At 74.4% G+C, this 20,382-nt stretch carries 17 protein-coding genes and 3 pseudogenes; 12 read left to right on the top strand and 8 right to left on the bottom strand.

What is annotated here, in order from left to right; translation table 11 throughout:
- Positions 1–33 precede the first annotated feature (33 nt).
- A pseudogene (locus FHX32_RS23205) lies at positions 34–1,896 on the top strand (heavy metal translocating P-type ATPase); the annotation flags it as partial.
- On the top strand, positions 1,879–2,373 hold the full coding sequence (locus FHX32_RS35370) for a hemerythrin domain-containing protein (protein WP_486481340.1): 495 nt from the start codon (positions 1,879–1,881) through the stop codon (positions 2,371–2,373). The pseudogene FHX32_RS23205 and the gene FHX32_RS35370, both read left to right, overlap by 18 nt.
- Positions 2,374–2,434: 61 nt before the next feature.
- Here the strand turns inward: FHX32_RS35370 and FHX32_RS23200 are convergent, their stop codons facing one another.
- From FHX32_RS23200 to FHX32_RS23190, 3 genes are all read right to left on the bottom strand, one after another.
- Entirely contained in the window at positions 2,435–3,301 is an 867-nt protein-coding gene (locus FHX32_RS23200; RefSeq protein WP_167187113.1) for a universal stress protein, read from the bottom strand.
- Positions 3,302–3,362: 61 nt separating this feature from the next.
- A complete protein-coding gene (locus FHX32_RS23195; protein ID WP_167187110.1) occupies positions 3,363–5,765 on the bottom strand; it encodes a phosphoketolase family protein in 2,403 nt (800 codons plus the stop codon).
- A 126-nt stretch (positions 5,766–5,891) separates the two neighbouring features.
- The gene (locus FHX32_RS23190) at positions 5,892–6,716 is read right to left on the bottom strand and encodes a universal stress protein (protein ID WP_167187107.1); all 825 of its coding nucleotides are present in this window, start codon (positions 6,714–6,716) and stop codon (positions 5,892–5,894) included.
- Positions 6,717–7,628: 912 nt separating this feature from the next.
- On the opposite strand from FHX32_RS23190, the gene FHX32_RS23185 reads away from it, so the two are divergent.
- Positions 7,629–8,222 (top strand): hypothetical protein, encoded by a 594-nt coding sequence (locus tag FHX32_RS23185; RefSeq protein WP_167187103.1) that lies wholly within the window; start codon positions 7,629–7,631, stop codon positions 8,220–8,222.
- A 161-nt stretch (positions 8,223–8,383) separates the two neighbouring features.
- Here the strand turns inward: FHX32_RS23185 and FHX32_RS23180 are convergent, their stop codons facing one another.
- Positions 8,384–9,172: a PP2C family protein-serine/threonine phosphatase gene (locus tag FHX32_RS23180; RefSeq protein ID WP_486481279.1), complete on the bottom strand. Its 789-nt coding sequence runs from the start codon at positions 9,170–9,172 to the stop codon at positions 8,384–8,386.
- 114 nt (positions 9,173–9,286) lie between these two features.
- Between FHX32_RS23180 and FHX32_RS23175 the strand changes: the two genes are divergently transcribed.
- From FHX32_RS23175 to FHX32_RS23140, 8 genes and pseudogenes are all read left to right on the top strand, one after another.
- Positions 9,287–9,523, top strand: a complete 237-nt coding sequence (locus tag FHX32_RS23175; RefSeq protein WP_088995221.1) for an HTH domain-containing protein — start codon at positions 9,287–9,289, stop codon at positions 9,521–9,523.
- Positions 9,523–10,098 carry a Clp protease N-terminal domain-containing protein gene (locus FHX32_RS23170; protein WP_167187100.1) on the top strand — a complete coding sequence of 192 codons (576 nt, stop codon included), beginning with the start codon at positions 9,523–9,525 and terminating at the stop codon, positions 10,096–10,098. Before FHX32_RS23175 ends, FHX32_RS23170 begins: the two co-directional genes overlap by 1 nt.
- Positions 10,099–10,200: 102 nt before the next feature.
- Positions 10,201–10,626, top strand: a pseudogene (locus FHX32_RS23165) (diacylglycerol/lipid kinase family protein); the annotation flags it as partial.
- A gap of 130 nt (positions 10,627–10,756) precedes the next feature.
- A pseudogene (locus FHX32_RS23160) lies at positions 10,757–11,060 on the top strand (phosphatase PAP2 family protein); the annotation flags it as partial.
- Positions 11,061–11,132: 72 nt separating this feature from the next.
- Positions 11,133–11,927, top strand: coding sequence for an endonuclease/exonuclease/phosphatase family protein (locus tag FHX32_RS23155; protein WP_167189132.1), 795 nt, complete (start codon positions 11,133–11,135; stop codon positions 11,925–11,927).
- Positions 11,928–12,024: 97 nt separating this feature from the next.
- Complete coding sequence (locus FHX32_RS23150) at positions 12,025–12,546, top strand: SigE family RNA polymerase sigma factor (protein ID WP_167187097.1); 522 nt, start codon at positions 12,025–12,027, stop codon at positions 12,544–12,546.
- Positions 12,543–13,685, top strand: coding sequence for a hypothetical protein (locus tag FHX32_RS23145; protein ID WP_167187094.1), 1,143 nt, complete (start codon positions 12,543–12,545; stop codon positions 13,683–13,685). The genes FHX32_RS23150 and FHX32_RS23145 overlap by 4 nt, the downstream gene beginning before the upstream one ends.
- 107 nt (positions 13,686–13,792) lie before the next feature.
- Positions 13,793–14,824, top strand: a complete 1,032-nt coding sequence (locus FHX32_RS23140; RefSeq protein WP_167187091.1) for a hypothetical protein — start codon at positions 13,793–13,795, stop codon at positions 14,822–14,824.
- A gap of 144 nt (positions 14,825–14,968) precedes the next feature.
- On the opposite strand, the gene FHX32_RS23135 is transcribed toward FHX32_RS23140, so the two are convergent.
- Positions 14,969–15,769, bottom strand: coding sequence for an alpha/beta fold hydrolase (locus tag FHX32_RS23135; protein WP_486481278.1), 801 nt, complete (start codon positions 15,767–15,769; stop codon positions 14,969–14,971).
- Positions 15,770–15,986: 217 nt separating this feature from the next.
- Positions 15,987–16,949, bottom strand: a complete 963-nt coding sequence (locus tag FHX32_RS23130) for a TIGR03557 family F420-dependent LLM class oxidoreductase (protein WP_167187088.1) — start codon at positions 16,947–16,949, stop codon at positions 15,987–15,989.
- A 245-nt stretch (positions 16,950–17,194) separates the two neighbouring features.
- On the opposite strand from FHX32_RS23130, the gene FHX32_RS23125 reads away from it, so the two are divergent.
- A complete protein-coding gene (locus FHX32_RS23125; RefSeq protein WP_167187085.1) occupies positions 17,195–18,547 on the top strand; it encodes a cellulase family glycosylhydrolase in 1,353 nt (450 codons plus the stop codon).
- 70 nt (positions 18,548–18,617) lie between these two features.
- Here FHX32_RS23125 and FHX32_RS23120 read toward each other — a convergent pair whose 3' ends face one another.
- Together FHX32_RS23120 and FHX32_RS23115 are read right to left on the bottom strand one after the other, a co-directional pair.
- A complete protein-coding gene (locus tag FHX32_RS23120) occupies positions 18,618–19,886 on the bottom strand; it encodes a sigma-70 family RNA polymerase sigma factor (RefSeq protein ID WP_167189127.1) in 1,269 nt (422 codons plus the stop codon).
- 3 nt (positions 19,887–19,889) lie between these two features.
- Positions 19,890–20,282, bottom strand: coding sequence for a YciI family protein (locus tag FHX32_RS23115; RefSeq protein WP_231928898.1), 393 nt, complete (start codon positions 20,280–20,282; stop codon positions 19,890–19,892).
- Positions 20,283–20,382 lie beyond the last annotated feature (100 nt).

Genomic DNA, 20,382 nt, shown 5'->3' with positions numbered 1-20,382 from the left:
GCCGGCCGCCGCCGGAACTGGGACGATCCGCAGGTGGGGGCCGAGCCGACGGAGTGCGTACCGGAACATCCGGTACGGCGGACGGCGGCGCGCTGGGCGGCGTGGGCGCCGCTGGCGGGATCGACCGCTGCGGTGCTGGTCGGGGCCGGGCTCTGGCTGGCCGGCCGGCGGGACGCGGCGAACCTGGTCTGGGCCGCGCTGACCCTGGTCGCGCTGCTGCCGGCCGCCTGGTCGGTGCTGCGCGACCTGTGGCGCCGCCGGTTCGGCGTGGACGTGATCGCCGTGCTGGCGCTGGCCGGCGCGCTCGGCGTCGGCGAGTACCTGGCCGGCGCGGTGATCGCGGTGATGTTGGTCACCGGCCGGTCGCTGGAGGCGTACGCCCAGCGGCGGGCGACCCGCGACCTGCGCGCGCTGCTCGCCCGCGCCCCGCGCACCGCCCGGCGGCGCACCGCGGACGGGGGGATCGAGGTGGTGCCGGTGGACCGGATCGCGGTGGGGGACCGGCTGCTGGTCGGCCCCGGCGACGTGGTCGGTGTCGACGGTGTGCTGGAGGCGGCCGCCACGCTGGACGAATCGGTGGTCACCGGGGAGTCCCGGCTGGTCCAGCGGGCGGCCGGGGAGGCGGTGGCCAGCGGCGTGGTGAACGCCGGGGCCGGCTTCGGGCTGCGCGCGACGACCAGCGCGGCCGGCAGCACGTACGCCGGGATCGTCCGGCTGGCCGAGGAGGCGACCGCCCGCAAGGCGCCGATGGTCCGCCTCGCCGACCGGTACGCCGCCGCCTTCGTGCCGTTCACCCTCGCGCTGGCCGGGCTGGGCTGGCTGCTCGCCGGTGACCTGACCCGGGCGGTGGCGGTGCTGGTGGTGGCGACCCCCTGCCCGCTGCTGCTGGCCACCCCGATCGCGATCGTCTCCGGGCTGTCCCGGACCGCCCGGCGCGGCGTGCTGGTCCGCGACGGCGGTTCGCTGGAACTGCTCGGCCGGGCCCGCACGCTGCTGGTCGACAAGACCGGCACGCTCACCGCCGGGCGGCCCCGGGCCGCGGAGACCTTCGCCGGCCCCGGCGTCGACCGGGACGAGGTGCTGCGGCTGGCCGCCTCCGTCGAGCAGCTCTCCCCGCACGTGCTGGCCACCGCGCTGGTCGGCCAGGCCCGCGAGCGTGGCCTGCCGCTGACCGAGCCGACCGACGTGACCGAGGAGCCCGGCCGGGGCGTCGCCGGCCGGGTCGACGGGCGGCTGGTCCGGGTCGGCCAGTTCGGCGGCGAGCTGCCCGGCTGGGCCGAACGGGCCCGTCAGCGGGCCGAACTGGCCGGCAGCTCGGTGGTCTGGGTCAGCGACGAGGCCGGCCCGTTCGGCGCGGTCCTGCTGGAGGATCCGGTACGCCCCGACGCCCGGCGCACCGTACGCCGGCTCCGCGCGGCCGGCCTGCGCCGGATCGTGATGGTCACCGGCGACCGGCCGGGCACCGCCGAGCAGGTCGCCCAGCTCGTCGAGGTGGACGACGTGCTGGCCCGGTGCACCCCGCGGGAGAAGGTGGACCGGGTCCGGGCGGAGGCCGGCCGGGCGGTCACCGTGATGGTCGGCGACGGGGTGAACGACGCTCCCGCGCTCGCCGAGGCGCACGTGGGCGTGGCGATGGGGGCCACCGGGGCGACCGCCTCCGCCGACGTCGCCGACGCGGTGCTGACCGTGGACCGGCTGGACCGGCTGGCCGACGCGGTGGAGATCGCCCGGTACGCCCGCCGGATCGCGGTGCAGAGCGCCGCCGTCGGGATGGGGCTGGCGGTGCTCGCCATGCTGGTAGCGGCGGCCGGCCGGCTGCCCCCGGTCGCCGGCGCGTTCCTCCAGGAGGGGATCGACGTGCTGGTCATCCTCAACGCGCTGCGCGCCCTCGGCGGAGGACTGCGCCACCGCGACGTCGCACCGCACACCCGGGAACTGCTCGACCGGTACGCCGGCGAGCACGCCGCGATGCGGGACGTGCTCGCCGGGCTGCGGGACACCGCCGACCTGGTCGCCACCCACCCGGACTCGCCGGAGTGCCTGCCCGCGCTGCGCGGCGCGCACCGCCGGCTCACCGAAGAGGTGTTGCCGCACGAGGCCGCCGAGGAGCGGGAGCTCTATCCCGCGCTGGCCGGGCCGCTGGGCAGCGCGGAGGCGACCTCCACGATGAGCCGGGCGCACCTGGAGATCCGGCGACAGGTGGACCGGATCGGCGCGCACCTGGCCGGCGTCGAGGACGGGCGGCTCCGCCCCGACCAGGTGACCGACCTGCTCGCCACGCTCTACGGGCTGGAGGCCGTGCTCCGGCTGCACCTGGCCCAGGAAGAGGAGGACTACTTCTCGCTCGCCCCGCCCGCCGACGCCGGTCACTGAGGCGGCGGCGCCGGCGGTACGGCCGCGCCGAGGGCGGGGGTGCGTCCCCGTCCCCGGCCGGTCAGCGCTCGCGAACCACCGCGATCGGGCAGTGGGCGTGCTGGATGAGCTGCTGGCTCACCGAGCCGAGCAGCATCCCGCGCAGCCCGCCGCGACCGCGGCTGCCGACCACCACCAGTTGCGCGTTACGGCTGGCCTCGACGAGCAGGGCGGCCGGCGCGGCGGCCGCCACCTCGACGGTCACCTCGACGTCCGGGAAGGCGGGCCGCCAGCGGGCCAGCGCCTCCTCCAGTTCGGCCCGGTCGGTGGCCGCCGCCTCCCGCGCCTCCGGGCCCGACGGGGAGCGTTGGCCGGCGGGCGGGTGGGCGGCCCGCAGCACGTGCAGCGGCACCCGCCGGGCCGCCGCCTGCTCGACGGCGAAACCGAGCGCCACCAGCGAGAACTCGGAGCCGTCCACGCCGACCGCGATGTGCCCGGCCCGCTGGCCGGGCTCACCGCGAACCACCACCACGGGGCAGTGCGCGTGGCCGGCGACGGCCACCGCGGTCGACCCGGCGAGCAGCCCGGTGAAGCCGCCGTGCCCGCGGCTGCCGAGCACCAGCAGGCCGGCCCGCGCCGACCGTTCCTCCAGCACCAACGCGGGTGGCCCGTCGAACACCTCGCCGTGCACGGTCACGCCGGGGCTCGTCGCGGCGGCGTCCGCCGTCGCCGTGCGCACCAGGTCCTCGACCTGCCGCCGGGCCGTTTCGTCCGGCCAGACGCCGGGGGCGATGCCGGGGCCGAGCCAGCCGGCCACGGTGAGCCACTCGTAGACGTACGCCAGCCGGACCGGGCGGCCGCTGCGGCCAGCCTCGTCCAGCGCCCACTGCAGCGCCCGCGCGGCCTCGGTGGAACCGTCGTAGCCGACCAGGATCTCCGTGCCGCTCATCGGGTCCGCCCGCCGTCCGCCAAACCCACCGGGGCGCCGCGCGCGGCCACCGCCCGCGCGGTCACTGCCCGCCCCGCAGGCCCGGCTCGGTCTCCCGGATCCAGCGCCACTCCGCCACCCGCGGGTCGTCCTCGCCGTAGCGGCGGGTGTAGTCGCGGCAGGACTGGCGGGCGTCGACCATCTCCTGACGCAGGTGTGCGGCCCGCGCGGCCAGCCCCGGCACCCGGTCGATCACGTCGATGACCAGGTGGAACCGGTCGAGGTCGTTGAGCATCACCATGTCGAACGGCGTGGTCGTGGTGCCCTCCTCCTTGTAGCCGCGCACGTGCAGGTTGTCGTGGTTGGTGCGGCGGTAGGTGAGCCGGTGGATCAGCCACGGGTAGCCGTGGTAGGCGAAGATGACCGGCCGGTTCTGCGTGAAGATCGTGTCGAACTCCTTGTCCGACAGGCCGTGCGGGTGCTCCGAGGGCGGCTGGAGCCGCATCAGGTCCACCACGTTGACGACCCGCACCTTCAGCTCCGGCAGGTGCCGGCGCAGCAGGTCCGCGGCGGCGAGGGTCTCCAGGGTCGGCACGTCCCCGGCGCAGGCGAGCACCACGTCCGGCTCGCTGCCCTCGTCGGTGCTGGCCCAGTCCCAGATGCCGATGCCGCGCCGGGCGTGCTGGATCGCCTCGTCCATCGACAGCCAGTTCGGGGCGGGCTGCTTGCCCGCCACCACCACGTTGATGTAGTGCCGGCTGCGCAGGCAGTGGTCCATGGTGGAGAGCAGGGTGTTCCCGTCCGGCGGCAGGTAGACCCGCACCACCTCGGCCTTCTTGTTCATCACGTGGTCGATGAAGCCCGGGTCCTGGTGCGAGAAGCCGTTGTGGTCCTGCCGCCACACGTGGCTGGAGAGCAGGTAGTTCAGCGAGGCCACCGGCTGCCGCCAGGGGATGCCCCGGGTCACCTTCAGCCACTTGGCGTGCTGGTTGACCATCGAGTCGACGATGTGGATGAACGCCTCGTAGCTGGTGAAGATGCCGTGCCGGCCGGTCAGCAGGTAACCCTCCAGCCAGCCCTGGCACAGGTGTTCGGAGAGCACCTCCATCACCCGGCCGTCGGGGGAGAGGTGGTCGTCACCCGGCACCGTGCCGGCCACCCAGGCCCGGTCGGTGACCTCGAACGAGGTACCGAGCCGGTTCGAGGCGACCTCGTCCGGGCCGAAGAGCCGGAACGTCTCCGGGTTGGCGGCGATCACGTCCCGGATCCAGGGGCCCAGCGCGCCGGTGGCCCCGGCGACCGTCGCGCCCGGCCGCGGCACGTCCACGGCGTAGTCGCGGAAGTCCGGCAGGTTCAGCTCACGCAGCACCGTCCCGCCGTTGGTGACCGGGTTGGCGCTCATCCGCCGGTCACCCGTCGGCGGCAGGTCGGTCAGCTCGGCGACCGGGGCGCCGGTGGCGTCGAACAGCTCCTCCGGCCGGTAGCTGCGCAGCCAGCGCTCCAGCTCGGCCAGGTGGTCCGGGTTCTTGCGTACCTCGGACAGCGGCACCTGGTGCGAGCGGTGGGTGCCCTCCACCTGCTTGCCGTCCACGTCGCGCGGGCCGGTCCAGCCCTTCGGCGTACGCAGGATGATCATCGGCCAGCGGGGGCGCTCGACGGCGCCGCCGGAGCGGGCGGCGCGCTGGATCGCGGCGATCTCGTCCAGCGCCCGGTCCAGGGTGGCGGCGAGCGCCTGGTGCACCTGCGCCGGCTCGTCACCGGCCACCACGTACGGCTGGTACCCGAAGCCGCGCATCATCTCCAGCAGGTCGTCGGCGGGGATCCGGTCCAGCACCGTGGGGTTGGCGATCTTGTAGCCGTTCAGGTGCAGGATGGGCAGCACAGCGCCGTCACGGGCCGGGTTGAGGAAGACGTTGGAGAGCCAACTGCCGGCCAGCGGACCGGTCTCCGCCTCGCCGTCGCCGATCACGCAGGCCACCAGCAGGTCCGGGTGGTCGAACGCGGCGCCGTAGGCGTGGCTCAGCGCGTACCCCAGCTCGCCGCCCTCGTGGATCGAACCCGGCACCTCCGCGGCCACGTGGCTGGGGATGCCGCCGGGGAAGGAGAACTGGCGGAACAGCCGCGCCATGCCGGCCTCGTCCCGGCCGGTGCCGTGGTACTTCTCGCTCCAGGTGCCCTCCAGCCAGGTGTTCGCCACGATCGCAGGCCCGCCGTGGCCGGGCCCGGTGATGAACATGGCGGACAGGTCACGATTGACGATCACCCGGTTCAGGTGGGCGTAGAGCAGGTTCAATCCGGGCGAGGTTCCCCAGTGGCCCAGCAGCCGGGGCTTGACGTGCTCCGGCGTCAACGGTTCGCGCAGCAGGGGATTGTCCAGCAGGTAGATCTGCCCGACGGTGAGGTAGTTCGCCGCCCGCCAGTAGGCGTCCAGCCGGCGCAGCTCGTCTTCGGTCAGGGGGCCGTGCAGGTCGAGAGCGGTGTCCATACTGCCTGAGCCTCTCGCGGGTAGGGGAATCCTGCATCTTCACAGCGCGGATCCATCCGGGCCGATCCCAGCTTCTCCGACCGTGCCGGTACGGCTCAGGGCCGTTGGTCCCGGGCCGGCCGGGCGCTATGCCCCGGCTATCGGGATCCCGGTCAGCCCACGGATCACGATCACCGGCGCCGGCGAGTGATAGAGCAACGACTGGCTCACCGCGCCGAGCATGCCCCGCGCCGGCTCGTCGCCCCGGGCCGCCACGATGGCCAGCTGGGCCGAGCGCGACTGGTCGACCAGGACGGTGCCCGGGTCGCCGCGGATCGCGTGGCACTCGACGGGTACGTCGGGGCAACGGTGCCGGGCCACCATCGCTTCGAGCTGGTCGGTGCTGTCCTCGGTGTCGTCGTCCGGCTCGACCACCCGTACCGCCAGCAGGCGCGCTTTCCGCCGGGCGGCGCAGTCGAACGCCCACTCCAGGGCGGCCTGCGAGCTGGCGGTGCCGTCCACGCCGACCAGCACCGGCCCCTGTGGCGGCGGCTCCCGGCGGGCCACCAGCACGGGGCAGCCGGCCCGCGCGGCCAACTGCACGGCCGGCGCGTCGGCCGGTACGCAGTCGGGGCAGGCCGCCATCCCGCCGTCGCCGACTGCGACCAGGAACGCCGACTCCGAGCGGCGGACCAGCACGTCCACCGCCGGCCCCTCCGCGATCTCCTCGTGTACCGGCAGGTCCGGCGCGACATCGGCGGCGATCCGGCGGGCCTCGGCGAGCAGTTCCTCGGCGTGGGCGCGAGGCTCGGCCACCGTCGGCGCCTCGAACGCGGCTGTCCAGTTGAACGCGTGCAGCAGATGGAGCTGCCGCTGGTGCTCGGCGGCCTCCTGCGCGGCCAGCCGGACCGCCGGGTAGTTACGTTCCGAGCCGACGCCGACCAGCACCGCTGCGTCGGCGGCTGCGGCCATCCGGCATCACCTCCGCAGGCGTCGCGCCCGGCACGACTGGCTCCCGTCCGAGGTTAGTCCCGACCGTGTGGGCTTGGGGCGGTATCGCCTGCTCTTGACTCGGTGGGTGGGTGGTTGCGGTCCGGGTGTGGCCTGCCGTGACTGGTTCGGGTGGTCAGGCTGGATCCCTGCGGTCGGTGTTCGCGTGGCGGTGGGTGGGTGGTTGCGGTTTGGGGGTGTGGCCTGCCGTGACCGGTTCCGGGTGGTCGGGCTTGGTCCCTGCGCCGGTCACGGCGGGCCACTCCCGCGCCGTGGTCCGGCTCTGTTCGTGTGGTCACGGTGTGCGCCACCGTTGGTGGTGGTCCGGGTCCGCTCGGTCCAGTGGGGTTCGGTGGCTGGTCGGGTCGGGTGTGTCGTCGGGGGCCAGGCGTGTTGTCCGGGAGGGTGGTACCTCTGAGTCATCGATATGCCGCTGAGGTATCCCGCTCGTTCCTCGGTGGCCCCCTCCCCGCTGACCCGGAGTTGATCACTTTGCCCAGCCTCCGGGGTGGGCGTTTGCTGGGATGCGGTCGGTGGGGTGTGTGTCGGGTTTGTGGGTGTGGTCGGTGGCATCCGGGTGGTGGAATCGGGGCCTGGTCGGGGGCGTTACATCATGCGGACGATCGAGCAGGGGCACGTGGCCGGCAGGGCCGGCCCGGGGTCCTGGGTTCGCGGAATGATGGTGGGCTGGCGGTCGTTGCACACAGTCCGGCACCGCGAAGGGCGACCCCCTGCCCCGCAGGTCGGCCGGGCACCCGGCGCCACGGGTATCCCCCCGCCCGGTCAGAGTGCCACGTTTTCTCTCGAGTCTTTCTGAGCGCCTGATGGTGCTTGCGCCCTATCGGCCTGCCCCCCTTGGGCTGGTGGGCGTTATCCCCCGGAAGGAGCTGTGTGATGAACACGATCATGCGGAAGAGCGTTCTGGGTATTGCTGGTCTGGCTTTCGCCGGTGGCATCGCCGCTGGCCCCACCACCCACGCCGACACCGGCCCGGTCGAGGCCGTCAAGCCGGTCGCTGCGGTTGCGGTGCAGGCTGACAAGCCGGACATGGGCAAGCTGATCCCGCACGGTGTGCAGGGTGAGCAGTCGCGCATCGACCTCAACGACGAGCAGGTCGCGAATGTGAAGGCGATCATCGCGGCGACGAAGAAGTCCGACATGGACGAGCGCGCCGCCGTGGTGGCCATCGCCACCAGCCTGCAGGAGTCGAAGCTGGAGAACCTGGGTCACCTGGGCGAGCGCAACGACCACGACTCGCAGGGCCTGTTCCAGCAGCGCCCGTCGAGCGGGTGGGGCACGGTGGAGCAGATCACCGACCCCGAGTACTCGACCACGGCGTTCCTGAAGGGCCTCAAGCAGGTCGACGGGTGGCAGGACATGCCCCTGACCGTCGCCGCGCAGACCGTGCAGGTGTCGGCCTACCCGGACCACTACGCCCAATGGGAACAGCAGGCCGCCGACCTCGTCGCCGAGCACTGGAACAGCTGACCCAACCGAACAAACACTTTCCTCACAGGGGGACTGCTGGCCGGCACCCAACAGGTGCCGGCCAGCAGCACGTACCAACCACCGGCAGGGTCGGCACCCACCACCGGGCGCCGGCCCCGCGGCGTATCGGGGCCTGGGCCGGGCGGGCCGGTGTCGATGGGTCAGCGGGCTGTGGCATGGACGCGGAGGACGGCGGCGGTGGCGTTGTCGTCGCCGCCGGCGGCCAGCGTCGCGTCCAGCAGCGTGCGGACGGCGTCGGCCGGTTGGTGGGTCGACAGCAGTTCCCGCAGCCGGTGGTAGTCGACCTGGTCGCTCACCCCGTCGGTGCAGAGCAGCCAGGTGTCACCGGGGCGCGGCGTGACGGCGAGCAGGTCCGCCTCGGGTCCGTCCGGGTGGCCGGCGTACCGGGTGAGCTGGTAGCGGGCCCGGGCGGCGGCGGGGGAGTCGGCCGGGTACCAGCCGTGTACGACGCCGAGCCAGGCCACGGTGTGGTCCACGGTGAGCAGTTCCAGCAGGCCACCGCGGAGCCGGTAGGCGCGCGAGTCGCCGAGTTGGGCCAGCCAGCCCTGGCCGCCGCCCGGCTCCACGAGCAGGGCGGTGAGCGTACAGCCGGTCAGCTCGGGCCGGCCGGCGCCGGCGGCGCGTACGGCTGCCTGCGCCTGGGCCACCGCGGCGCGCAACGGGCCGGGGCCGGTCGCCGGGCACGCGGCCAGGATCTGTTCGACCAGCGTGCCCATCGCCGCGGCGCCGGCCCGCCGGCTGCCCTCGCCGTCGCCCATCCCGTCGGCCACCGCCGCGAACGGGAGCGCCGGGTCGACGTGCAGCACGTCGTAGTTCGCCCGGTAGCGGTTGCCGATGACGCTGCCTCCGGCGCAGTCCAGGGTGAGCCCGCCGGTCGACCAGCGGTGCGTCCGGATGGGACCGACGGAGTCATCGATCACGGCGCTCACCGGCGCGAGGGTGCATACGGCGGTTGCGACACGGGCCGGACCGTAGCACCGGACAGCCCGGCCCGGGTGTCAACGAGGGTTGACAATCCCTTCATGTCAACGTAAGTTGACGACATGAGTCAGGCGACGGAACTCGCGGCGGCCGCGGGCAGCACCGACCCCCGGGTCGGCCTGCGCGCCGTCCGCGCGCTGCGCCGGCTGCTCGAGCGGCTCGAGGTGGTCCAGGTGGACAATGCCCGTCGACAGGGCTGGTCCTGGCAGGAGATCGCCGACGCGCTCGAGGTCAGCCGGCAGGCGGTCCACAAGAAGCACGCCGGTCGACCGGCGGTCGGACAATCCTGGGAGGCGTGATGTTCGAGCGGTTCACCGACCGCGCCCGCACGCTCGTGCGGCAGGCCCGTGACGAGGCCCGGAGCGAGGGCCAGCGGCAGGCCGGCACCGAGCACCTGCTCCTCGCGCTGCTCGCCGACGGCGACAGCCTCGCCGCGCGGGTGCTCGCCGAGGCCGGCGTCCGCGGCGACGACCTGCGGGAGCGGATCCACCGGCACACCGCGCACGGGGCCACCGGCCTCGCCGAAGCCGACGCCGCGGCGCTGCGGGAGATCGGCATCGACCTGGCCGCCATCGTGGCCCGGATCGAGGAGTCGTTCGGCCCGGACGCGCTCCGCGAGGCGGCGCCGTCGCCGCGTCGCTGGTGGCGCCGGCGGTACGCGGGCGGCCCGTTCTCGCCCCGGTCCAAGAAGGTGCTGGAGCTGTCCCTGCGCGAGGCGGTCCGGCTGCGGCACAATCACATCGGCACCGAGCACATCCTGCTCGGGCTGCTGCGCGAGGGGCGCGGGCTGGCCGCGCTGGTGCTCACCGAGGCCGGACTGGACCTGGACGACCTGCGCCGCCGGGTGGAGGTCGCGCTGCGCACCGCGGCCTGAACCGCCCGGCAGCCGGGCCGCGTTTCCAAACCTGTCTGTGGCACTGTCAACGGGCGGTCCGCGTGGCTCGCTGAACGCCCCGAGGTGCTGCACACTGGCGCCGTGGATGCTGGACAGGAGAGCCGACCGGCGGCGGGCGCCGGCGGGCCGCGATCCGCCGTGGTGGTCAACCCGGTCAAGGTGGCCGACCTCGACGAGCTGCGCGGCACCGTCACCGACGCGCTCGCCGCCGCCGGCTGGCCGGAGCCGCTGTGGTACGAGACCACCGTCGAGGACCCGGGCCGGGGCCAGACCGAGCAGGCCGTCGAGGCCGGCGTCGAAGTGGTCTTCGCCTGCGGCGGCGATGGCACCGTGATGTCCTGCGTCCGCGGGCTGGTCGGCACCGACGTGGCCCTGGCGGTGCTGCCTCAGGGCACCGGCAACCTGCTCGCCGCCAACCTCGGCCTCTCCACCGACCTGGCCGCCGGCATCGAGGTCGCCGTCGAGCGCGGACGGCGGCTGCTCGACGTCGACGCCGCGGCCGAACGCGGCGAGCAGTTGGTCGAGGAGGCCCGCCGTGAGTAGCACCCGGATGGTGCCGGAGACCCGACTGATGGCCGACGAGGAACTCTCCGCCGACGACGCCTGGCACGTGGAGCGGGATCGCCCGGCGCGGGACGACGTCAGCTGGTGGTGAAGCAAGGCCGGCGACACCCACGCCATTCTGCTCATCTCGCTGGTCTTCTGCCCGCTGGTGCTGGCCGTGTGGCGGCGCTGGCGGCCGGTGCTCTTCGTGGCGCTGACCATGTTCGGCGAGCTGAGTCTCTTCCTCGCCTCGGCCGCCGCGGTGGACCGGGCCGCGCCCGCCGGTGAGGAACCTGGACGGGCCGATGCCCACCTCGTCCTTCCCCTCGGGGCACATCGCGGCCACGCTCTGCGTCTGGATCGCGATCACCCTGATCGTCTTTCCGCGTACCGGCCGAGCATCGAGTCCGAGGACGTGCGCAGCCCCGATGACGAGCTGGCCAAGGCCGCCCGGGTGGAGTGAGCGGCCCGTGCTGCGGGTGATGACCTGGAACATCCGCACCGGCGGCCGGGACCGGGGCGGCCCCGACCGGCAGGACCGGGTGCTCACCGTGCTCACCGGGCAGCGGCCGGACGTCCTCGCGCTCCAGGAGTTGCGCGGCTTCGACGCCGGCGCGCTGGCCGGGTTCGCCGCCCGGCTCCGGATGCGCGGCCACCTGGCCCGCTCCTGCTTCGGGCAGCCGGTCGCGGTGCTGGTCCGCCCGCCGTGGCGGGTGGTGGCCGCCGGCCCGCTGCGCCGGCCGTTCCACCACGCCGCCCAGCGGGTGGTGCTGGCCACCGCAGCCGGCCCGCTCACCGTGCTGAGCACCCACCTGGATCCGTGCTCAGGCACCCGGCGACTGGTCGAGGCGAGCTGGGCGGCGACCGCGCTGCGCCGGGCGCCGGGGGAGTTGGCACTGCTGGCCGGCGACCTGAACACGCTCGACCCGGTCACCGACCACACCGACCGGATCGGCCGGCTCGGCCAGCCGTACCGTCGCCGGCACCTGCGCCGGGACGGGCGGACGGTGGACAGCCGGGCGGTGGCCCGGCTGCTGGAGGCCGGCCTGGTCGACCTGTACCCGGCCGGGACGCCGGACGAGGGGCCGACCGTGCCCACCCGGCACGGCGGCGGCGAGTTCACCGGGATGCGGCTGGACTACCTGCTCGGCACGCCCGCGCTGGCCGCCCGGGTGCGCAGCTGCCGGGTGCTCCGCGGCGGCGGGACGGAGTACGCCTCCGGCCACTACCCGCTCGTCGCCAAGGTGGACCTGACCCCGGCCTGACCGGTCGGTAAGACCGGCCGCGCGGCTCGTGCAACCCTTTCCGCTCCGGCGGTCATCGGTACGGGTGAAGTCGCGCGGACCGGAACGGGAGTGGCCGATGCAGGCGACACAGCAGCAGGAGTACGTCGAGTTCGTCACCGGGGCCACCCCGAAGCTGCGGCGCACCGCGTACCTGCTGACCGGCGACGGCGACCGGGCCGACGACGTGGTGCAGCAGACGCTCGTCCAGCTGTACGTCAAGTGGCACCGGGTGCGGGACGCCGACGACCTGGGCGCCTACGTGCACCGGATGCTGGTCAACGCCTTCCGGCAGGAACGCCGCTCCCGGTGGCGCGGGGTGTGCCTGTTCGACCGCACACCGGAATCACCACCGCGCGTCGGCCCGCCGGACGAGGGGGACACGGTCGCGGACGGCATGGCGGTACGCGCCGCGCTGGCAGCGGTCCCGCCCGGCCAGCGGGTGGTCCTGGTGCTCCGGTTCTACGCCGACCTGACCGTGGAACAGACCGCCGCGGTGCTCGGCTGCTCGACCGGCAACGTCAAGAGCCAGACGGCGCGCGGTTTGGCCGCGCTGCGCCGGCAGTTGCCCGACGGGAATCCGAAGGAGGCGCGCCGATGACCGGGTACGACGAGCGCCAGGTCCGTGACCTGCTGCTCCGCGCGGCCGACGAGTTCCCTGCCGCGACCGTGCTACCGGAGCCGTTGCTGACCGAGGGGAGGCGGGCGGTCCGGCGGCGACGCCTCGTCGCGGGGGCCGCCGCCGTCGTCACGGCGCTCGCCCTGCTCGGCGCCACGGCCGTGCTCGACGCCGCCCGCCCGACGCCGCGCCCGGCCCCGGCGGACAGCGCCAGGCCGGTGACCACTCCGCCGGCCGAGGCGCCGGAGCGCTTCGACCCGGGGCAGTGGCTCTTCCGGCTCGACGGGATACCGGACGACCTGCCACTGCGGACGTACTCGACGGACCACCACACCCAGTGGGTGACGCTGGCCAGCCCTCGGCCAGGAGACGAACCGTCGAAGGGGTTCGTCAGGCTGGACCGCTCGGTCACCATCCAGATCGCAGCCCGCGGAGTCGACGTCTTCGAGTCGATGCGCGAGTCTGACACCCGGGCCGAACCCCAGCGCCCCGTCCAGGTGCCGCTGCCCGGGAAACCGGTCGACCCGGTGCAGGGCGCACCGGCCTACCTGCACACCAGCCCGGACGAACGCGAGACCCGCCTGTCCTGGCAGTACGCCCCGGACGCCTGGGCGGTCGTCACCGTACGGGGGAACGAACGAATGGAGGAGAGCGCCCGCCGGTTCGCCGCGATCATGGTCTGGCAGCCGTACCGGGTCACCCTGCCGTTCCTCGACGTGGCCCCGCCCGCTGGCGCCCGGCTCCACCGTGCTGTCGTCTCCGAGTACCAGGGACGGTGGACGGGGGCGCATGTGGGTTACCTGGCGCCGTCCCGGCCGGATTCGCCGCGGGCCTACGAGGACCTGACCATCGGGGTCAAGCGGGGCCCGATCGCGCGTTCGGCGGAGAAGGAGACAACGGTCGCCGGACGGCCGGCCGAGGCGGAGGACGCGCACAGCGCCGGCGTGTACCGGGTGTGGCAGGTGCCGGGAGGTGCCTGTCCGACCTGTGTCGGCGAGGTGGGCTACCTCTCCACCGCTGGCCGTGCCGCACTGGGTGGCCGCGACGCCGCACTCGCCCTCGCGGCGGCCGTGCGGCTGGTCGACGCCCCGGACGACCCGGCGGCGTGGCGGCCGTTGTAGCCGGCGGCCACTGCGGTGGGTCCAGGGCGCGTTCGACGCATCCCGGACCGATCACGGCCCCACCAATCGGGGCGGCGGCCGTTGCCCCGGCTGGCTACGGTGACCCGGTGATCGACCCCGCGCCGCCCCGGCCGCAGGCACCATCCGACGCCCCGGCACCGCCCCGCCCGCCGGTCCCGTCCGACTCCCCGCGGCCGGTCCCGTCCGGTGCCTCGGCGCCGTCCCGGCCGCCGGTCCGGTCCGACGCCCCCGCGCCGCTGGTCGCGGCCATCGCCCGCGGGATCGCCCTGGTCGTGGTGCTGCCGGTCCGGCTGGCCTGGGAACTGGTAGCGGCCATCGGAGCCGCGCTGCACCGGTGGCTGCTCGCACCGGTCGGCCGGTTCGTCGACCGGTGGCTGCTGCGCCCGCTCCGCTGGCTGCTGCACCACGCGCTCTGGCTGCCGCTGGTCTGGCTCGGGCGCGGCCTCGCCTGGGTTGCCCGGACGCTGATCTGGCAGCCGCTGGTCTGGCTGTTCCGCAACCTCGTCTGGGTGCCGCTGGTCTGGCTGGGGCGAGGGCTGGCCTGGCTGGCCCGCAACCTGGTCTGGGTGCCGATGGTCTGGCTCGGACGGGGACTGGCCTGGCTGGCCCGGATCCTGGTCTGGGTACCGCTGGTGTGGCTGGGGCGCGGGCTCGGCTGGCTGGCGCGCACGCTGGTCTGGCTGCCGCTGGCCTGGTTGGCGTACCACCTGGTGTGGCTGCCGGCGGCGTGGCTGGCCCGCCGGCTCGCGCCGCTCGGCCGGCTGCTGCTGGCCGGGCTGACCGCCGCCGGCCGGTGGCTGCTGGGCGGTGCGGCGGCCGTCGTCCGGGTGCTGCTCCGCGCGGCGGCGGCCGTGGCCCGGGTGCTGCTCGGCGCGCTTCGCTGGGCGTGGTGGGCGGCCGGCCGCCTGCTTTGGTGGGGGTACGTCGTGACGCTGCGGCCGTTCGTGCGCGGAGCGGGCTGGCTGTGGCGGCACGCCGCGGTGCCGGTGGGCCGGGCACTCGCCGCCGCCTGGCGGGCCACGGTCACTCCGGCCGCCCGCTGGCTCCGGCACACCGTCCTCGACCCGATCCGCACCACCACCCGCGAGGTGCTGATCGCCCTCGGCCTCCGCCACTGACCGTCGCGCACGCTGTCGGCTCAGAAGACGAGGTTGAGCAGGACGGTGAGGACGATCGAGGCGACCAGCGAGAAGAGGATCATCAGCAGGCAGCCGACGCCGCCGCCGAGCGGGCGGATCTCCACGTTTCCGAAGCGCATCGGGTCACCCTTTCGTGCTGAACGGATCGAGGAAGCTGCGGATCGCGGCGGCGACCTGGGCCGGGGCGGTGGTGGCGACGTTGTGCGCGGCACCCGGCACCACCACCTCCCGCGCGTCAGGCACGAGCCGGGCCAGCTGGGTCCGCCAGGCCGGCGGCACGACCGGGTCCCGGGCGCCGGTGACCACCAGGGTCGGTGCGGCGATCCGGACCAGGTCCGCCTCCACGGTGTTGCGCACCGAGTGGGTCAGCGTGGCGGAGACCCGCCAGGGACGGGCGTCCCACACGTCGCGGAGCAGGATCGGCGCCTGCAACGGCGCCTCCCGGAGGGTGTCGACCAGGAACCGTCCGATCTGGGCGCGCCGGGAGCGGGCGGTCGGGTCGGTGGTCGGCCCGGCCAGCACCACCGCGCGCACCGCGTCCGGATGCCGGGCGGCGACCGCGGCGGCGACCTCCGCGCCGAACGAGTGCCCGACCAGGCAGACCGGCGGCAGCCGGTACGCGGCCAGCCAGGCGGCCAGGTGCGCCGCGTGCCCGGGTACGTCGTACGCCGTGCCGGGGCGGGCGGAGAGCCCGAAGCCGGGCAGGTCCGGCACGTACACCGGGTGGGTGGTGGCCAGCGCCAGCGCCAGCGGGGCGAGGTAGCGGTGCGAGACGGCCAGCCCGTGCACCAGCACCACCGGCGGCGCGTCGCCGCCCGGGTCGCCGCCGCGGCGGGTGTGCGTCCGCAGCCCGGCGACCAGCCGCCACTCGCTGGTCAGTCCGGCCGCCGGGCGTGGGGCGGCGAACGCCAGGCGGAGGTCCACCGGGCCGAACCGCCCCGGCGGGATGGTCGGGGTCGACGGCTGTGTCGCCCGGCCGGGCGCCCCTGGTCGGGGTGTGCCCACCGCCTGTGCCACCGGGTCGGGCCACCCGTGCCGGCGGCGCGGGCCGGTCGCAGCCCCGGCCGGCCTCGCCGCGGGCCGTCGTCCCGGCCTCACGGCTGGCACCGTGCGGCTCGTGCGGCGCGGCGTCGGGCCGGCCTCACAGCTCGCGCAGTCGCGGGAGCAACTGCTCCTGCGCCCAGTCCAGGAACATCGGCTGGCTGTCGGCGCCCACCTGCACGATCGCCACGTGGGTGAAGCCGGCGTCGACGAACTTCTTGAACGCCTCGACGTGTCGGTCCACGTCCGGCCCGCAGGAGATGCCCGCGGCGACGTCCTCCTCGCGGACGAACTGGGTGGCCGCCGCGAACCCCTCCGGCCCGGGCAGCTCGGCGTTGACCTTCCAGCCCAGCCCGAACCAGCGGAACTGGTCGTGCACGATCTTGCGGCACTCGGCCTCGTCCGGGCCGTAGCAGATGGCCACCTGCCCGTACCGGGGCTGGCCGGCGCCGCCGGCGTCCTCGAACAGCTCGATGATGTGCGGGTCCGGTTCGGTGGCGATGACGCCGTTGCCGTACTCGGCGGCGAGGGTGGCCGACTGCCGGCCGGAGGCGGCGACCGCCATCGGCACCGGGGTGTCGGGCCGGTCCCAGACGTACGCGTCCGGCACGTCGTAGTGGTTGCCGGAGAAGGTCAGCGTCTGCCCGTTCAGCAGCGGCCGGATGATCTGCAGCGCCTCTTCGAACATCTCGTGCCGCTGCTGCACGTGCGGCCAGCCGCCCACCACGTGTTCGTTGAGGTTCTCCCCGGCGCCCAGGCCGAGGGTGAACCGGCCGTCCGAGAGCACCCCGACGGTGCTCGCCTTCTGCGCCACCACCGCCGGGTGGTAGCGGCGGATCGGGCAGGTCACGAAGGACATCAGCGCCGCCCGGCTGGTGGCGTGCGCGACCGCGCCGAGCACCGACCAGGCGTACGGGGAGTGTCCCTGGGAGTCCAGCCAGGGGTAGTAGTGGTCCGAGACGACGAGCTGGTCGAAGCCGGCCGCCTCGGCCCGTACCGCGTGGTCGACCAGTTGCTTGGGACCGGCCTGCTCGCACATCAGGGTGTAGCCGACGCTGACCATGACGCCTCTCCTTCCGACCCGGGCGGATCATCCCCGGATACCCGGGCGGGCGTCGGTCAACCCTCCCGTCCGGTTCGCCGCCGCCGCTCGCCGGGCGGACCTTAACCGGTTCATTGCGTTCCCCGACCCATCGGCCTACGCTGATCCCTGCGCCGGGATCCGGGCGGCGGCCGTCGGGCTGCGGTCGCCTCTCCCTGTCAGTTCCCTCCCCACCGGGCAGTGGGGTCCTCCCGTTGAGGAAGGCCATGAAGACACGACTCACCGCCGCCGGCGCGGCCCTGCTCGCCCTCCTGGCCGCCGTGCTGGCGTTCGGGCAACCGGCGCAGGCCGCCGCCGGCTTCACCGTCGCCAACGGCAAGCTCTACGACGCCAACGGCGCCGAGTTCGTCATGCGCGGCGTCAACCACGCGCACACCTGGTACCCGCAGCGGACCAGCTCGTTCGCCGACCTCAAGGCGCTCGGCGCGAACACCGTCCGGGTGGTGCTGGCCAGCGGACAGCGCTGGACCCGCAACACCAACGCCGACGTCGCCAACGTCATCACGCTGTGCAAGGCGAACCGGCTGATCTGCGTGCTGGAGGTGCACGACACCACCGGCTACGGCGAGCAGAGCGGCGCGGCCAGCCTGGACCAGGCCGTCGACTACTGGATCAGCCTTGCCGACGTGCTCACCGGCGAGGAGGAGTACGTCATCGTCAACATCGGCAACGAGCCGTACGGCAACCAGGGCTACGCGGCCTGGACCAGCGACACGAGCAACGCGATCAAGCGGCTGCGCGCCGCCGGCTTCGACCACACGATCATGGTGGACGCCCCGAACTGGGGCCAGGACTGGGCGTTCACCATGCGCGACAACGCCGCGTCGGTGTTCGCCGCCGACCCGGACCGCAACACCGTCTTCTCCGTCCACATGTACGGCGTCTTCGACACCGCCACCGAGATCAGCGACTACCTCGGCCGGTTCCGCACGGCCGGACTGCCCATCGTGGTCGGCGAGTTCGGCCACAACCACTCCGACGGCGACCCGGACGAGGAGGCGATCTTCTCCTACACCCAGGCCAACGGGATCGGTTGGCTCGGCTGGTCGTGGAGCGGCAACGGCGGCGGCGTGGAGTACCTCGACATGGCCACCGACTTCAACCCGGCCAGCCTGACCAGCTGGGGCCAGCGCATCTTCAACGGCGCCAACGGCATCCGGCAGACCGCCCGGGAGGCCACCGTCTTCGGCACTCCGCCGACCACGCCGCCCCCGACGACTCCGCCGCCCACCACGCCACCGCCGTCCACCCCGCCACCGGGCGGGTGCACGGCCAGCTACACGGTGGTCAACCAGTGGCCCGGCGGCTTCCAGGGCGAGGTGAAGGTGATTGCCGGGGCGGCCGCCATCACCGGCTGGACGGCGACCTGGACGTTCGCCGACGGCCAGGCGGTCAGCCAGTCCTGGAACACCCGGCTGACCAGCAGCGGGTCGGCGGTCACCGCACGCAACGTGGACTGGAACGGCCGGCTCGGCGCCGGCGCGAGCACCAGCTTCGGCTTCATCGCCGGCTGGAACGGCAGCAACGCGGTGCCCGCGGTGAGCTGCGCCGCGAGCTGACCGGCGAGTACCACCGGTGGCCGGGCCGTACGGGCCCGGCCACCCCGCCGACCGGTCGCCGCCGGGCCGGTCAGGGCGGGGTGACGCCCTCGGTCGTGGCGAGCCGGGCGGCCCGCACGGTCAGGTATCGCTGCTCGGGCAGGCTGGTGGTCAGCCCGGCGGCCACCCGGTAGTGGTGCACCGCGCGATCCCGGTCGCCGGCCATCTCGTACAAATGGGCGCGGGCCGCGTGCAGCCGGTGGTGCCCGGCCAGCCGCGGGTCGTCGGCCAGGGCGGCGAGGGCGTCCAGCCCGGCCGCCGGGCCGTGCACCATGGCGGTGGCCACGGCCCGGTTCAGCGCCACCACCGGGCTCGCCGAGTGCCGCTCCAGCACCTGGTACAAAGCGAGGATCTGCGGCCAGTCGGTCTGCCCGGCGGTGGGCGCCTCGTCGTGCAGCGCCGCGATGGCCGCCTGGAGCTGGTACGGCCCGACCGGCCCGCGCGGCAGCGCCCGGGTGACCAGCGCGACGCCCTCGGCGATCAGCGCCGCGTCCCAGCGGCTCCGGTCCTGGTCGGCCAGGGAGATCAGCTCGCCGGCCGGCCCGGTCCGGGCCGCGCTGCGGGCGTCGGTGAGCAGCATCAGCGCCAGCAGGCCGGTGACCTCGCTGTCGTCGGGCAGCAACGCGTGTAGCGCCCGGGCCAGCCGGATGGCCTCCTCGGCCAGGTCCACCCGGCGCAGGTCCGGGCCGAGGCTGGCGGTGTGCCCCTCGGTGAAGATCAGGTAGAGCACGTGCAGCACCGCGGCCAGCCGCCGCTCGTGGTCCCGTTCGTCGGGCATCCGGAACGGCAGGCCGGAGCTGCGGATGCGTTGCTTGGCCCGGCTGATCCGCTGGGCCATGGTGGCCTCGGGCACGAGGAAGGCGCGGGCGATCTCGGCGGTGCTGAGCCCGCCCACCGCGCGCAGGGTCAGCGCGATCTGCGAGGCCGGCGAGAGCGCCGGGTGGCAGCAGAGGAAGAGCAACACCAGGGTGTCGTCGCGGTCGGCCGTCAGTTGCTCGTCGGCGGCCGGCACGATCTGCCGGTCGTCCGGCTTGCGCCGGGCGACCAGGTCCTCCCGGCGCCGCCGGGCCGCCTCGCCGCGGACCAGTTCGACCATCCGGCGGTACGCGACCTGGATCAGCCAGCCGCGCGGATTGTCCGGCACCCCCTCGCCCGGCCACTGGGTCGCCGCCGCCAGCAGCGCCTCCTGCACCGCGTCCTCGGCGGTGGCGAAGTCGCCGAACCGGCGCGCGAGCACGCCGAGGACCTGCGGCGCCAGCTCGCGCAGCAGGTCCTCGACGCGTCGGTCAGGTGTGGGCAGTCGTCACATCTCCTGCGGTGGAGCGGACATCACCGGGTGCACCTCGATCGGCATGTTCAGCGGCCGGCCACCCGGGCCGGGCGCGGTGGAGATGTGCGCGGCGATCTCGACGGCCCGCTCCGGGCTGTCGGTGTCGACGATCCACCAGCCGGCGAGGAACTCCTTGGTCTCGGCGAACGGGCCCTCGGTCACCACCGGCGCCCCGTCCGCACCCGCCCGGACGATCTTCGCCTGCGCCGGCCCGGCGAGCCCCTCGCCCTGGACCCACTCCCCGTCGGCGACCAGCTTCGCGTTGACGTCCCCCATGAAGCCGATGTGCGCCTGGATCTCCTCGGGCGTCCACGTCTCGATCGAGGGGAAGTCGGTGCCCGCCGAGCTGAACTGCATCAGCAACATGTACTTCACGTCTGGCTCCTCACGTCTGCGCACCATCATCGGTGCTCTCACCCTGAGGTAGAAGCAGGCGCACCCGTTCTCGACATCCGCGGCGGAGAGA

This window comes from Micromonospora sp. CNZ280, from assembly GCF_011759515.1.
Note: the sequence above shows the minus strand (reverse complement) of the source record. Positions and strands in the feature narration are given on the sequence as shown.